Source organism: Microbacterium aurugineum (assembly GCF_023101205.1).
GTDB lineage: Bacteria > Actinomycetota > Actinomycetes > Actinomycetales > Microbacteriaceae > Microbacterium > Microbacterium aurugineum.
The window spans coordinates 2292186-2304619 of the sequence record NZ_CP078078.1 but is presented as its reverse complement, the minus strand read 5'-3'; the positions used below and the strand labels follow the sequence as shown (position 1 = coordinate 2304619).

At 68.3% G+C, this 12434-nt stretch carries 13 protein-coding genes; 7 read left to right on the top strand and 6 right to left on the bottom strand.

Annotation, left to right across the window (positions count from 1 at the left end; translation table 11 throughout):
- The first annotated feature begins 45 nt into the window (after window positions 1-45).
- Window positions 46-351: a hypothetical protein gene (locus tag KV397_RS11165; RefSeq protein WP_131493500.1), complete on the top strand. Its 306-nt coding sequence runs from the start codon at window positions 46-48 to the stop codon at window positions 349-351.
- A gap of 41 nt (window positions 352-392) precedes the next feature.
- Here KV397_RS11165 and trhA read toward each other — a convergent pair whose 3' ends face one another.
- Complete coding sequence (trhA, locus tag KV397_RS11160) at window positions 393-1124, bottom strand: PAQR family membrane homeostasis protein TrhA (RefSeq protein ID WP_052193639.1); 732 nt, start codon at window positions 1122-1124, stop codon at window positions 393-395.
- 97 nt (window positions 1125-1221) lie between these two features.
- On the opposite strand from trhA, the gene KV397_RS11155 reads away from it, so the two are divergent.
- The 4 genes from KV397_RS11155 to KV397_RS11140 all read left to right on the top strand — a co-directional run bounded on the left by KV397_RS11155 (window position 1222) and on the right by KV397_RS11140 (window position 5829).
- The gene (locus KV397_RS11155) at window positions 1222-2001 is read left to right on the top strand and encodes an isoprenyl transferase (protein ID WP_131493514.1); all 780 of its coding nucleotides are present in this window, start codon (window positions 1222-1224) and stop codon (window positions 1999-2001) included.
- A 39-nt stretch (window positions 2002-2040) separates the two neighbouring features.
- Entirely contained in the window at window positions 2041-3171 is a 1131-nt protein-coding gene (locus tag KV397_RS11150; RefSeq protein ID WP_261811284.1) for an aminotransferase class V-fold PLP-dependent enzyme, read from the top strand.
- Between the two features lie 158 nt (window positions 3172-3329).
- Window positions 3330-4712, top strand: a complete 1383-nt coding sequence (locus tag KV397_RS11145; protein ID WP_131493506.1) for a PhoH family protein — start codon at window positions 3330-3332, stop codon at window positions 4710-4712.
- 286 nt (window positions 4713-4998) lie between these two features.
- The gene (locus KV397_RS11140) at window positions 4999-5829 is read left to right on the top strand and encodes an endonuclease domain-containing protein (RefSeq protein WP_261811283.1); all 831 of its coding nucleotides are present in this window, start codon (window positions 4999-5001) and stop codon (window positions 5827-5829) included.
- A gap of 198 nt (window positions 5830-6027) precedes the next feature.
- Here KV397_RS11140 and KV397_RS11135 read toward each other — a convergent pair whose 3' ends face one another.
- The 5 genes from KV397_RS11135 to xseA are packed head-to-tail and all read right to left on the bottom strand — an operon-like array spanning window position 6028 to window position 10323.
- Complete coding sequence (locus tag KV397_RS11135) at window positions 6028-7449, bottom strand: class II fumarate hydratase (protein ID WP_047523211.1); 1422 nt, start codon at window positions 7447-7449, stop codon at window positions 6028-6030.
- Window positions 7446-8120, bottom strand: coding sequence for a carbonic anhydrase (locus KV397_RS11130; RefSeq protein WP_047523212.1), 675 nt, complete (start codon window positions 8118-8120; stop codon window positions 7446-7448). The genes KV397_RS11135 and KV397_RS11130 overlap by 4 nt, the downstream gene beginning before the upstream one ends.
- Window positions 8117-8770, bottom strand: a complete 654-nt coding sequence (locus tag KV397_RS11125; RefSeq protein ID WP_261811282.1) for a DUF4245 domain-containing protein — start codon at window positions 8768-8770, stop codon at window positions 8117-8119. The genes KV397_RS11130 and KV397_RS11125 overlap by 4 nt, the downstream gene beginning before the upstream one ends.
- Window positions 8767-9009 (bottom strand): exodeoxyribonuclease VII small subunit, encoded by a 243-nt coding sequence (locus KV397_RS11120; protein WP_047523214.1) that lies wholly within the window; start codon window positions 9007-9009, stop codon window positions 8767-8769. The genes KV397_RS11125 and KV397_RS11120 overlap by 4 nt, the downstream gene beginning before the upstream one ends.
- A gap of 36 nt (window positions 9010-9045) precedes the next feature.
- Window positions 9046-10323 (bottom strand): exodeoxyribonuclease VII large subunit, encoded by a 1278-nt coding sequence (gene xseA, locus KV397_RS11115; protein WP_131491860.1) that lies wholly within the window; start codon window positions 10321-10323, stop codon window positions 9046-9048.
- A 91-nt stretch (window positions 10324-10414) separates the two neighbouring features.
- Here xseA and KV397_RS11110 point away from each other — a divergent pair, with 91 nt between their 5' ends.
- Window positions 10415-11467, top strand: coding sequence for a 4-hydroxy-3-methylbut-2-enyl diphosphate reductase (locus tag KV397_RS11110; protein WP_315972142.1), 1053 nt, complete (start codon window positions 10415-10417; stop codon window positions 11465-11467).
- A 2-nt stretch (window positions 11468-11469) separates the two neighbouring features.
- On the top strand, window positions 11470-12258 hold the full coding sequence (locus tag KV397_RS11105) for an IclR family transcriptional regulator (RefSeq protein ID WP_131491861.1): 789 nt from the start codon (window positions 11470-11472) through the stop codon (window positions 12256-12258).
- The last annotated feature ends 176 nt before the right edge of the window (window positions 12259-12434 follow it).

The window sequence follows — 12434 nt, the reverse complement described above, 5'->3', positions numbered from 1 at the left end:
GCTGGTGTTACCAGGTTATGCGACCTGCGCACGAAAGGCCGATTCATGCTCGCTCTGACCGAGACCCCGATGCCGACGCCATCCATGACCGTGGCACCGGAGGCCGTCACGCCGGGCTTCATCGGCTTCGCCGCCATCGTCGTCGTCGTGATCGCGGTGATTCTGCTGATCTGGGACATGAATCGTCGCATCCGCCGGGTCCGTTACCGCGACGAGGTGCGGGAAGAGCTCGACGCTGAGGAAGCCGCGCGAGCCGCGGCCGCAGGGGAGGGCGGCACGTCCGCTCCGGACTCGCCCTCACCCGATGGGGCGAGCACCCGCGACGGGGACGACAACCCCCCGACACGCTGAGAGACCCTGCGTGGCGGATGGGGAGCCGTACCACGCAGAGGCTACGGCGCGCCCAGCGAGGGCGACAGCGGGGCGAGGGTGATGAGCAGACACGCGGTCCAGTGGCAGAGGAACGCGAGCACCGTGCACACATGGAAGATCTCGTGGAAGCCGAAATGGCCGGGCCACGGATTGGGCCTCTTCAGCGCGTAGACGACGGCGCCGCCCGTGTAGAGGAGGCCGCCGACGATCACCAGCACCATCATCGCGAAGTTCGCGTTCATGAGGTCGACGATGTACATCACCGCTGCCCAGCCGAGCAGCAGGTAGAGGGCGACGTAGAGCCAGCGTGGGGCGTTGATCCAGAACACGCGGAAGAGGATGCCTACCAGAGTTCCGCCCCAGACCACGCAGAGCAGCAGCAGGCCCTTGTCCGGGGGCAGCGCCAGTGTCGCCAGGGGGGTGTAGGTCCCGGCGATCAGCAGCAGGATGTTGGCATGGTCGATCCGCTTCAGGACGACCTTCACCCGGGGGGACCAGTCGAACCGGTGGTAGAGGGCGGAATTGCCGAACAGCAGCAACGACGTGAGCATGAACACGGCGGACGCCCATTTCGCCGGGGCGCCGTCGGCCACGATGATCAGGACGATGCCGGCGGCGATGGCCACCGGGAAAGTGGCGGCGTGGATCCAGCCGCGCCAGGTCGGCTTGATATCGACCGCAGCATCCACGGCGGCGGCTTCGAGAAGCGGCAGCTGGGGGACATCGGGACCGGACTGCTCGGGTGTGCTCACGTGCTCACTCTAAGCGGCGTGGCATTCCCTGCAGGGCACATATCCTCAGCATCCGCACACGGTGGCCGAGAGGCCGGCACGATAGTGTAGCGGGGTGATATCACGCGAGAATCCGGTGCGGGGACCGCTGTATCGGCTCTACACCAGTCGGCTGCGTCGCGATCTCGATCCTGCGTCGGTGCCGCATCACGTCGCGATGATGATCGACGGCAACCGGCGCTGGGCGCGTCAGCTCGGGTACGCCACACCTGCCGAGGGATATCGGGCGGGCGCGGCGAAGATGCACGAGTTCCTCGGCTGGTGCGACGAGCTCGGCGTACGAGTCGTCTCGCTGTATCTGCTCTCCAGCGACAACCTGCGAAAGCGGGACTCCGCCGAGCTCGCCGACCTCATCGAGATCATCGCCGAGCTGGCGGAAGCTCTGTCGCAGGAGGGGAACTGGCGCGTCAAGCACGTCGGACGATCCGACCTCCTGCCGCCGGAGCTCGCGCGCGTGCTCGCAGACGCGGAGGAGCGGACGAAGGGTCACAGCGGACTCCACGTGAACCTCGCGGTCGGGTACGGCTCACGCAACGAGATCGTCGACGCGGTGCGGAGCATCATCACCAAGCACGAGGCCTCGGGCGGAACGCTGGAAGACCTCGCCGCCCAGCTCACCCCGGAGATGATCGGCGAGCACCTCTACACCGGAGGACAGCCCGATCCCGATCTGGTGATCCGGACGAGCGGCGAGCAGCGGCTCAGCGACTTCCTGCTCTGGCAGAGCGCGCACAGCGAGTTCTACTTCGTGGAAGCGCTGGGGCCCGATCTCCGGCAGGTGGACTTCCTCCGCGCCATCCGCGACTATGCCGACCGCGACCGCAGATACGGCCGGTGACCGTCCGCGCGATGCACGGCGCCGTGCCACAATGACGCAGTGACCACTTTCCAGGACTACGTCGACACCTTCGACAATGAGTCCGGCTATCTGAACTGGGCCGCCTTCGGCCCGCTGTCGCCCTCCGTGCGCGAAGAGGTCTTCGCCGACGCCGACCTTCTCGGCAGCGGACGCCCGTCTTCGCTGTCGCTCGTCGCCGAACGGATCGGCCAGGCACAGGAGCTCGTCGCAGAACTCCTCGGCGGCGAGGCGGACGACGTCACGCTCCAGCCCTCGTCGACCCACGGGCTCATGCACGCCCTGTACGGGCTCAAGGGCGCCGTCATCGCGAGTACGGCGGAGTTCCCCAGTGTCAGTCTCACCGTGGAGCGGGCCGCATCGGCGTCGGACCGCGCCGTGACGCCGCGATGGATCACCCCCGCAGACGGACGCGTGACCACCGACGCTGTCGCCGAGGCGCTGGACGACGACGTGGTCGCGCTCGCCGTGAGCCACGTCGACTTCCGTACGGGCTATCGGGTCGATCTCGCGGCACTTCGTGAGCTCATCGGCCCCGATCGCCTGCTCATCGTCGATGCCGTCCAGTCCTTCGGCATCATGGACGTCGACTACGGCCCGGCCGATGTCGTGGTGGGCCACGGCTACAAGTGGCTGCGCGCCGGGCGGGGCAGTGCCTTCGCGTGGTTCGCGCCGCGAGCACGGGAGCGGATCACGCCCGTGCTCTCCGGGATCACCGGGACCACCGCGACCGGATTGTTCGTCGACGAGCTTCCGGCGCCGGCGGCATCGGCGCGGGCGTACACGGTCAGCCAACCGGACACGCTCGCCGCCGGCCGACTCGCGATCGGTGTCCGCGATGTGCGGGATGCCGGCGTGGCCGCGATCGAGGCGCGTCTCGCCGAGCACGTCGACACCGTGATCGAGATCGCCGATCGTCACGGCATCGAGGTGAGCTCGCCGCGGGAGCGGGGAGAGCGGGCGGGCATCGTCGCCCTCGAGCCGGACGAACCGGCGCGTCTCGCCGCTGCTCTCGCGAACGCGGGTCTCGTGGTGACGGCACGCGGCTCCTCGGTGCGTCTCGCGCCGCACGCGGGAACCGATGCGGCCACTTTCGAGCTCCTCGATGAGGCGTTGCACGCATTCGGCAACGAGACGTTCACCAGCACGTAACGAAATCCACTGGCGTGTCGGTGTCGGGTACGCGCCTCGCGGTCGTACGTTCTAGGCATCGGGCAAGGCGCCCGGTCGGGTCGGCCTCAGGTTGACGACTCGTGACCCCCTGGTCGACTCGTTCGAATAGCCGGGATTCCCCGGGTCGGGAGTGGGTCGTGACCACACGTACAGCGCAGCAGGCCACCAGCACCGCGCAGCAGTCCACCCGTAAGACGACGAGACGCGCATCATCCGCGGAGCCTGATCAGGATCTGCGGACGTATGTCCTCGACACCTCGGTCCTGCTGAGTGATCCGCAGGCGTTCTTCCGGTTCGCCGAGCACTCGGTCGTCCTTCCAGTCGTCGTGATCACAGAGCTCGAGGGCAAGCGTCACGACCCGGAGATCGGCTACTTCGCACGCCAGGCGCTGCGACACCTCGACGACCTGCGCATCGAGCACGGGCGACTGGACTTCCCGGTCGAGGTCGGTGAAGGGGGCACGCTTCGCGTGGAGCTCGCGAACACCGACTCCTCGGTCCTCCCGGCAGGCATCCGGCTCAGCGACAACGACACGCGGATCCTGTCCGTCGCCATGCACCTCGCGCAGGACGGGCAGGACGTCACGATCGTCTCCAAGGACCTCCCGATGCGCGTGAAGGCGGCGTCGCTGGGGCTGCGCGCCGAGGAGTACCTCGCCGAGCAGGCCGTGGACTCCGGCTGGACCGGCATCTCGACGCTCGACCTCTCCGGCGACGACATCAGCGACCTGTACGAGAGCGAGGTCGGCATCAGCGAGGAGGCGCGGGGCCTTCCGGTCAACACGGGCCTGATCATCCACTCCGAACGCGGCTCCGCGCTCGGACGCGTCACCGGGGACGGCGAATACCGACTGGTGCGCGGCGATCGCGACATCTTCGGGATGCACGGTCGCTCGGCCGAACAGCGGATCGCGATCGACCTGCTCCTCGACCAGGAAGTCGGCATCGTCTCCCTCGGCGGTCGGGCCGGTACCGGCAAATCGGCACTCGCGCTGTGCGCGGGTCTCGAAGCGGTGCTGGAGAGGCAGCAGCAGAAGAAGATCATCGTGTTCCGGCCACTGTTCGCTGTGGGCGGGCAAGAGCTCGGCTACCTCCCCGGGGACCAGGGCGAGAAGATGGGGCCGTGGGGGCAGGCGGTGTTCGACACGCTCGGCTCGGTCGTCTCCGGCAACGTCATCGAAGAGGTCATCGAACGCGGATTGCTGGAGGTGCTGCCGCTCACCCACATCCGCGGTCGTTCCCTTCACGACGCATTCGTGATCGTCGATGAAGCGCAGTCGCTCGAACGCAACGTCCTCCTCACGGTGCTGAGTCGGATGGGCCAGAACTCGCGAGTCATCCTCACCCACGATGTGGGCCAGCGCGACAACCTCCGTGTCGGCCGGCACGACGGCATCGCCAGCGTGATCGAGACGCTGAAGGGACATGACCTCTTCGGGCATGTGACCCTGACACGCTCCGAGCGTTCAGCGATCGCAGCCCTCGTCACCGAGCTCCTGGAGGGTGGAGAGCTCAGCTGACGACGGGCGACAGCGGATGCCGCGCGGACTGCCCCGCGGCATCCGCTGTCGTGTGTCCGGGGACCGTGCGCGGGCGGGGGCGGGACGGTTGCATGACGGATTTCCGGATGCATGACTGTTCGCCTGAGTGAGGTCATGCGGGTGTGCGGTCCTCCGGCATCTGAGCTCTCGAAGAGCTCGTGCTTCCGCGGAGTCCTCTCCTGCACAGTCGCCGACCTCGCGCCGCGTCCCACCGCCCTCGGGATGGTGGACGAGAGGCGTCGTCCGCCGGAGTGAGGATGACACGATGATCGACGTTGTGTTCATCCTCAAGCACCTCGGGGAAGTCGCGCGCGGAACCACGCTCCAGGGATTCGGGTGTTCGCGTTCACGGCTCTCCGCGGAGTGCAGATCAGGCCGCATAAGCCGCGTGCGACCGGGAGTGTTCGCGTCGGGAGAGGCGTCCGACCAGGCGATCACGGCGGCGGCTCACGGCGGTGCCCTCACCTGCGGGAGTGCGCTGCGTGCGAGAGAGGTGTGGACGCTGGAGGAGCCGACTCAGGTGCATGTCTGGATGGGGGTCGGCGGTCGGCGACATCACCCGCCGTCATGCGGTTGCATCGCACACTTCACCCCCGGTCGTATGGATCTCGGCGTCGCTCCGATCGACGTGGCGCTGGTGCACGCCTTCACCTGCTACGGAGCAGAGTTCTTCTTCGCCGCGTACGAGTCGGCGTGGAACAAGAGGATGTTGAGTGCTGCCGCGCGAGCGAGCATCCGCGCCCGGCTCCCACTGACAGCGCGTTGGCTCGTCGATTTCGCGCGCCCCGATGCCGAGAGCGGTCTGGAGTCCCTGGTGCGGCTGCGGCTCCACCTGATGGGCATCGAGGTGCATGTCCAGGTCGCCATCACCGGCGTGGGGCGGGTGGACTTCGTGATCGAGGGCCGGGTCATCCTCGAAGCGGACGGCCGCGAGAACCACGCCGGATCCGCGCACCGTCATCGAGATCTCTTAAGAGACGCGAGGGCCTCCGACCTCGGCTTCGAGACGCTCCGTTTCGACTATGCGATGATCCTGCACTCGTGGGACGTGGTCGCGGCCGCGGTTCTGGCTGCCTTGGCGCGAGCGCGGGCGTGAATTCCGCTCACCTGCATGAGGTGCGAGCAGATGCATGGCCAGCAGCGCCGGATGCTCATGCATGTGACGGCGGCTCATGCACCCGTACCGGAACCAGGGACGGAGGGCCGGAGCCCCGGAGCAGAAGCCCGAAACGGTGTCCGCAAACCACGGATGCCGCGAGGAACGTGTCCTCGCGGCATCCGGAAAACGCTCGGATCAGCCCGGGTGGGTCATCGAGAGGAGGTCGAGCTTCTCGTCGAGCTGCTCGAGGGTGAGGTCGCCTCGCTCGACGTAGCCGAGATCGATCACGGCGTCGCGCACCGTGATGCCCTTCGCGACCGAGTGCTTGGCGATCTTCGCCGCCGCCTCGTAGCCGATGAGCTTGTTGAGGGGGGTCACGATCGACGGGCTCATGCCGGCGAAGGCGGCGGCACGCTCGACGTTCGCCTGCAGACCGTCGATGGTCTTGTCGGCGAGCACCCGGGAGGCGTTCGAGAGCAGGCGGATGGACTCGAGCACCGCCGTGCCCATGACCGGGATCGCGACGTTGAGCTCGAAAGACCCGGAGGCCCCGGCCCAGGCCACGGTCGCGTCGTTGCCGATCACTCGGGCGCACACCATGAGGACGGCCTCGGGGACCACGGGGTTGACCTTGCCGGGCATGATCGAGGAGCCGGGCTGCAGGTCGGGGATGTGCAGTTCGCCGAGACCCGTGTTGGGGCCGGAGCCCATCCAGCGGAGGTCGTTGTTGATCTTCGTCAGCGAGACGGCGATCGTGCGCAGTGCGCCGGACGCCTCGACCAGACCATCGCGGTTGGCCTGTGCCTCGAAGTGGTCCTTCGCCTCGGTGATCGGCAACTCCGTCTCGGACGCGAGCAGCGCGATGACCTTCTGCGGGAAGCCGAGCGGGGTGTTGATGCCGGTGCCGACAGCCGTGCCGCCCAGGGGAACCTCGGCGACGCGGGGGAGGGCGGACTGCACGCGCTCGATGCCGAGGCGCACCTGGCGGGCGTAGCCGCCGAACTCCTGGCCGAGGGTCACAGGCGTCGCATCCATGAGGTGCGTGCGGCCGGACTTGACGGCGTCCTTCCACAGCTCCGCCTTCGCCTCCAGTGCGACGGCGAGGTGGTCGAGCGCGGGGATGAGCGTGTCGATGAGCGCCTGGGTCACGGCGATGTGCACCGAGGTCGGGAACACGTCGTTCGACGACTGGGAAGCGTTCACGTGGTCGTTGGGGTGCACGGTCGCACCGAGGATGCGGGTCGCGAGAGTCGCCAGCACCTCGTTCATGTTCATGTTCGACGAGGTGCCGGAACCGGTCTGGTAGGTGTCGACCGGGAACTCACCGTCGTGGGCACCCGAAGCCACCTGGTCGGCAGCCTGGGCGATCGCGTCGGCGATGGCACCGTCGAGCGTGCCCAGCTCCTTGTTGGCAAGGGCGGCGGCCTTCTTGATCCGGGCGAGCGCGGCGATCTGCGTCGACTCCAGACCCTTGCCCGAGATCGGGAAGTTCTCCACGGCCCGCTGCGTCTGCGCCCCGTAGAGCGCGTTGACGGGCACCCGCACCTCACCCATGGTGTCGTGCTCGATCCGGTAGCCCTGCGAGCTCTCGCCGCTGCGCTGGTCGTTGTCGGTCATTCCGAACCCTCCTTGGTCACGGGGCTGTTCCCCTCGGTGTCGATGCCGACCGTGATCACCGGCGTCGCGGTGCCCTCGGCCAGACGGTAGTTCGCGCCGACGAGGCCGAGACGACCTTCGGCGACGGCGTTGCTGATGATCTCGGAGGACTGCAGCAGGTCGTTCACGGTGTTGCGGAGATGCTCGCGTCCGACGAGCTCCGAGTCGATGTCGGCGACCGTGCCGCCGCCGCTCTCTGCGAGGACCTTCCGCGCGGCGGGCACGATCGGCGCGACGAGCTTCCAGATGTGCGGCGGGAGGGGAGCGGCATCGATCGCCGTCCCGTCGATCGCGGCGCGGACCGCTCCGCACGAATCGTGCGCGAGGACCACGATCAGCGGAACCTCGAGCACGGCGACCGCGTACTCGAGGCTCGCGACGATCGACTCGCCCATGACCTGACCGGCGTTGCGCACGACGAACAGGTCACCGAGACCGAGGTCGAAGATGATCTCGGCCGCAAGGCGGGAATCCGAGCAGCCGAAGAGGGTCGCCACGGGGTGCTGCGCCGCGGCGAGATCCTTGCGCCGTACCACGTCCTGGTTCGGGTGCCGGGGCTCGTCCGCGACGAATCGACGGTTGCCGTCCAGCATCTGCTGCCAGGCTGCGGAAGGAGTCAAGGGGTGCGTCATGAGGCCTCCGAGAGTGAACGGATCTGTGGGATCAGCGACTCCGCGAGCTCTGCCGTGGAATCGGGCGAGCGCGAGCCGTAGAGCAGGATGTAGTCGTCGCCGGCCTGGGTGCCGATCGCGTAGGTGACGTTGGCGTTCGAATCGGCGTTGCCCGGCTCGTAGACGTCCCACTCGAGGCCGCCGATGCGGACCGTGTCCGTGGGGGCGATGCCGTTCAGGCGCTGCGGAGCCCAGGACGCATCGGCGTCGAAGGCCTGAGCGACCTTGATGAACCCGCGTTCGTCATCGGCGGACGGGGCCAGCGTGACCTCCCAGACGACGGTGGCGCCGCCGAGCAGCTTCGCGCTGTTCGCCCGCCAGAAGTCGCCCAGCTCGGGAACCAGCACGGGGCTGTCCATCGTGGATTCCACACCCGCGGCGATGCCGGCGACGTCGATCGGCTCGGGCTCGACCGGCTCCCCGCGGGGGACGGCGAAGATGATCACGGCGACCACGGCGACCGTCACGAGGAGAGCTGCGATGAGGTTCCGGAACGTCTGACTCGAGCGATACGCCTTGCTGGAGGCGGCCTTGCGCGCTGCGGTCTCGTCCGGCGTCTCCGGACGACCCAGCTCCGCGATGATGGGCGGCTGCTTGGTCTGCTTGCTCATGACTCCGCGCCCGAGGTCTCGGTGGTGGATGATGCGGCCCTGGCTTCTTCCAGACGGCGCTTCGCGCCCAGGAGCCATTCCTCGCACCGGGCGGCCAGCGCCTCGCCACGCTCCCAGAGCGCGAGCGAGTGCTCGAGGGTCGGCGACCCCTGTTCGAGTTCGGCGACGACCTTGACGAGCTCGTCACGGGCTGCCTCGAACGACAGCGTGTCCACGGGGGTGTCGTTGAGGGCGCTCACTCCTCCATCCTACGTCGTGCGGCGTGGCGCTCCGGCTCAGGGGGACTCCGGGATCTCGCCCTCCGAACGCGCAGCGACGGAGCCGCGATCGACGGTGATCGTGAGGGCGCTGCCTGCCGGGGCATCGGCGGCGTCGCGCAGAATCACGCCGCCGTCCAGGTGCGCGATCGCGTAGCCGCGCGCGAGCGTGGCCGCGGGGGAGAGCGCGCGGAGGGAGGCACGCAGCTCCCCGGTCCGCCGACCGGCGGAATCGATCTCCCGGGTCACGGTGTCGCGCCCGCGCGAGAGCAGCAGCCACAGCTCTTGGGAGCGGGCGTCGATGATCGGATCGGGGGAGCGCAGGACAGGGCGCGAGCGGAGCTGCTCCAGCTGCGCGATGTCGTGCGAGAGGCGCTGGGTGAGGCGCGTCGTCGCGCGCGAGCGCAGCTGGGCGATGAGGGCACGTTGTTCACCCACGTCCGGCACGACGCGTTTCGCCGCATCGGTCGGCGTCGATGCGCGCAGGTCGGCGACGTCGTCGAGCAGGGGATGGTCGTTCTCGTGTCCGATCGCGCTGACGACCGGGGTGGACGCAGCGGCGACGGCGCGGATGAGTCGCTCGTCGCTGAAGCCGAGGAGGGTCTGCGGGTCGCCGCCGCCCCGGGCGATGATGATCACGTCGACGTCCGGGTCGGCGTCGAGCCGTGCGAGCGCGGCGAGGGTGTCCGGCACGCATCGGTCGCCCTGGACCGCGGCGTACTCGGTCCGGAACCGGACCTGGGGCCAGCGGAGCTCGGCGTTGCGGTGCACGTCCTTCTCGGCGTCCGACCGCTCACCCGTGATCAGCCCGATGACGTGGGGGAGGAAGGGCAGGCGCTGCTTGCGGGCGGGGTCGAACAGGCCCTCCTGGCGCAGCTGGACACGGAGCTTCTCGAGGCGTTCGAGCTGATCGCCCAGGCCCACGTGCTTCATCGCCGAGACCGTGAAGCTGAAGTCTCCTGCCTTGACGAAGTAGTCGGCTTTCACCGCAGCCACGACGTGATCGCCGATGCCGAGGTCGGAAGGGATGCGCCCGCGAACGCTCGACCACACGCGGATCGAGATCTGGGCGTCGGATCGGGTGTCCTTCAGGCGTGCGAAGACGTTGCCGGCACGCACATTCCAGGAGGTGATCTCCCCTTCGACCCAGACCGTGTTCCAGCGCGCGATGAAGTCGCGGATGGTCGAGTTGAGGCGGGTGACCGAGGTGGGGGCGTCGGCCGTGGAGTCGCGCGGGGCGACGGAGTCGGCGGGCGGAGTCTCTCCCTGTCCCGTCGTCGCTTCGAAGACTGTCATCCGCTCCCGCTCCCGTCTGGAGTCTCCCCGGCCCCGCACAGCTGTGCGGCGGTAGAATTCAGGGGTGACTTCGACTGCCGTTCATCTTCCCATTCCCCGTCTCCCTCGAGCGCGGGCGGCGGCCGGGCGGCTTCAGGATAACCCGGTGGTCGGACGCAAGCGGGTCCTGCTCGCCGCACCGCGCGGCTATTGCGCCGGTGTCGACCGCGCCGTGGTGGCCGTCGAGAAGGCGCTGGAGCGCTACGGAGCGCCTGTGTACGTGCGCAAGCAGATCGTGCACAACATCCACGTGGTGACGGAACTCGAGGAGAAGGGTGCGATCTTCGTCGAAGAGGTCGACGAGGTCCCCGAGGGCGCACACGTCGTGTTCAGCGCCCACGGTGTCTCCCCGGCGGTCGTGAACGCAGCATCCGACCGCGGCCTGCACGCGATCGACGCCACCTGCCCCCTGGTCACCAAGGTGCACCGGGAGGCCGTGCGCTTCGCGCGGGACGATTTCGAGATCCTGCTCATCGGCCACGACGGGCACGAAGAGGTCGAAGGTACGGCGGGAGAGGCTCCCGAGCACGTCACGGTCGTGAACTCTCCCGAAGAGGCCGACACGGTTGTCGTGAAGGATCCGAACAAGGTCGTCTGGCTCTCGCAGACCACTCTCTCGGTCGACGAGACCATGGAGACGGTCAACCGTCTGCGCACGCGCTTCCCCGAACTGCACAATCCGCCGTCCGATGACATCTGCTACGCCACGCAGAACCGCCAGGTGGCCATCAAGAAGGTCGCTGCGGGCGCCGACCTGGTGATCGTCGTCGGGTCGTCCAACTCGTCCAACAGCGTGCGCCTGGTCGAGGTGGCCCTCGAATACGGTGCCAAGGCCGCGTACCGGGTGGACTACGCCGAGGAGATCCAGCAGGAGTGGCTCGACGGTGTCGAGACCATCGGGGTGACCAGCGGGGCGTCCGTCCCCGAGGTGCTCGTGCGCGAAGTCCTCGACGCGATCGGCGACGCCGGCTACCGTGACGTCGAAGAGGTGAAGACGGCCGAAGAGGATCTGATGTTCTCCCTCCCCAAGGAGCTGCGTCAGGATGCCGCGGGGAAACGCGACGAGCGGGCGCTCGGCGGTCGCGCAGCTGGAGGAGGCGCGTAGCGTTGAGCGCCGCGGAGGCGGAGCCCACCCTCATCGGGTCGGTGCAGCGCGCTCTGCGGTTGATCGACATCGTCGCGAACTCTCCCCGTCCGCTGCCTGCCAAGATGCTCGCGGCGATCACGGGGCTGACGCCGGGCACGACCTACAACCTCGTGCGCACCCTGGTCCATGAGGGCTATCTGAACGCCGAACCGGACGGGCTCGTGCTCGGTGCGCGATTCCCCGCCTTCCAGCAGCAGGTCGATTCGCGGGGAGTCTTCCTCGCGCGCGTCCGGGCGGCTCTTCGCGACGTGACGGAGGTCGTGGGAGCCACCGCCTACCTCTCCCGTTTCCACGACGGTGAGATGCACCTCGTCGACATCGTCGATGCGATCCGCAACCCGCGCGTCGAGCTGTGGGTGGGGTTGCAGTCCAGTGCCCACGCGACGGCGCTGGGCAAGCAGATCCTCGCGGACCTCCCGGATGACGAGAGGCTCGACTACCTCTCGCGACATCGCCTGGAGGAGCTCACACCGCGCACGATCAGCGATCGCCGGACCCTCTTGACGCAGCTGGAGCACTCCCCGGGGTGGACGGTGGATCAGGAGGAGTACGCGATCGGCGCGACGTGTGTGGCCGTGCCGGTGATCGCGCCCGGGGTCACCGCCTCCTTGGCGATCTCCCTGCCCACGGACCGCGCCGTGGTCGACCGCGCGCTGGTCACGACGCTGCAGCGCGAGGCGCGGCGACTGTCCCTGCAGCTCGGCGCCGCTTCTCTCGATGGCGATGCAGGCCCGGAGTTCACTATCTGAACAGAGACCCCTGGTGCCGCGGCATGCGTTTTCCTATGATCAGGGGAGTAGCGCCATACGAGATCGCTACTGATCGTCCGAGCGTCCCCAGCGCAGGCGGTCACTATGGATGAGATGCGTCCCCAGCGCTTCACGTCCGCGGCCCCGAGGAGTCCCCACTTCTCCGGGGCCGCTAT

Coding starts and splice junctions, on each gene's coding strand:
- KV397_RS11135 (WP_047523211.1), bottom strand. CDS start 7,449: ATGACCGACAACGACCAGCGCAGCGGCGAGAGCTCGCAGGGCTACCGG.
- KV397_RS11130 (WP_047523212.1), bottom strand. CDS start 8,120: ATGACGCACCCCTTGACTCCTTCCGCAGCCTGGCAGCAGATGCTGGAC.
- xseA (WP_131491860.1), bottom strand. CDS start 10,323: ATGACAGTCTTCGAAGCGACGACGGGACAGGGAGAGACTCCGCCCGCC.
- KV397_RS11125 (WP_261811282.1), bottom strand. CDS start 8,770: ATGAGCAAGCAGACCAAGCAGCCGCCCATCATCGCGGAGCTGGGTCGT.
- KV397_RS11165 (WP_131493500.1), top strand. CDS start 46: ATGCTCGCTCTGACCGAGACCCCGATGCCGACGCCATCCATGACCGTG.
- KV397_RS11140 (WP_261811283.1), top strand. CDS start 4,999: ATGATCGACGTTGTGTTCATCCTCAAGCACCTCGGGGAAGTCGCGCGC.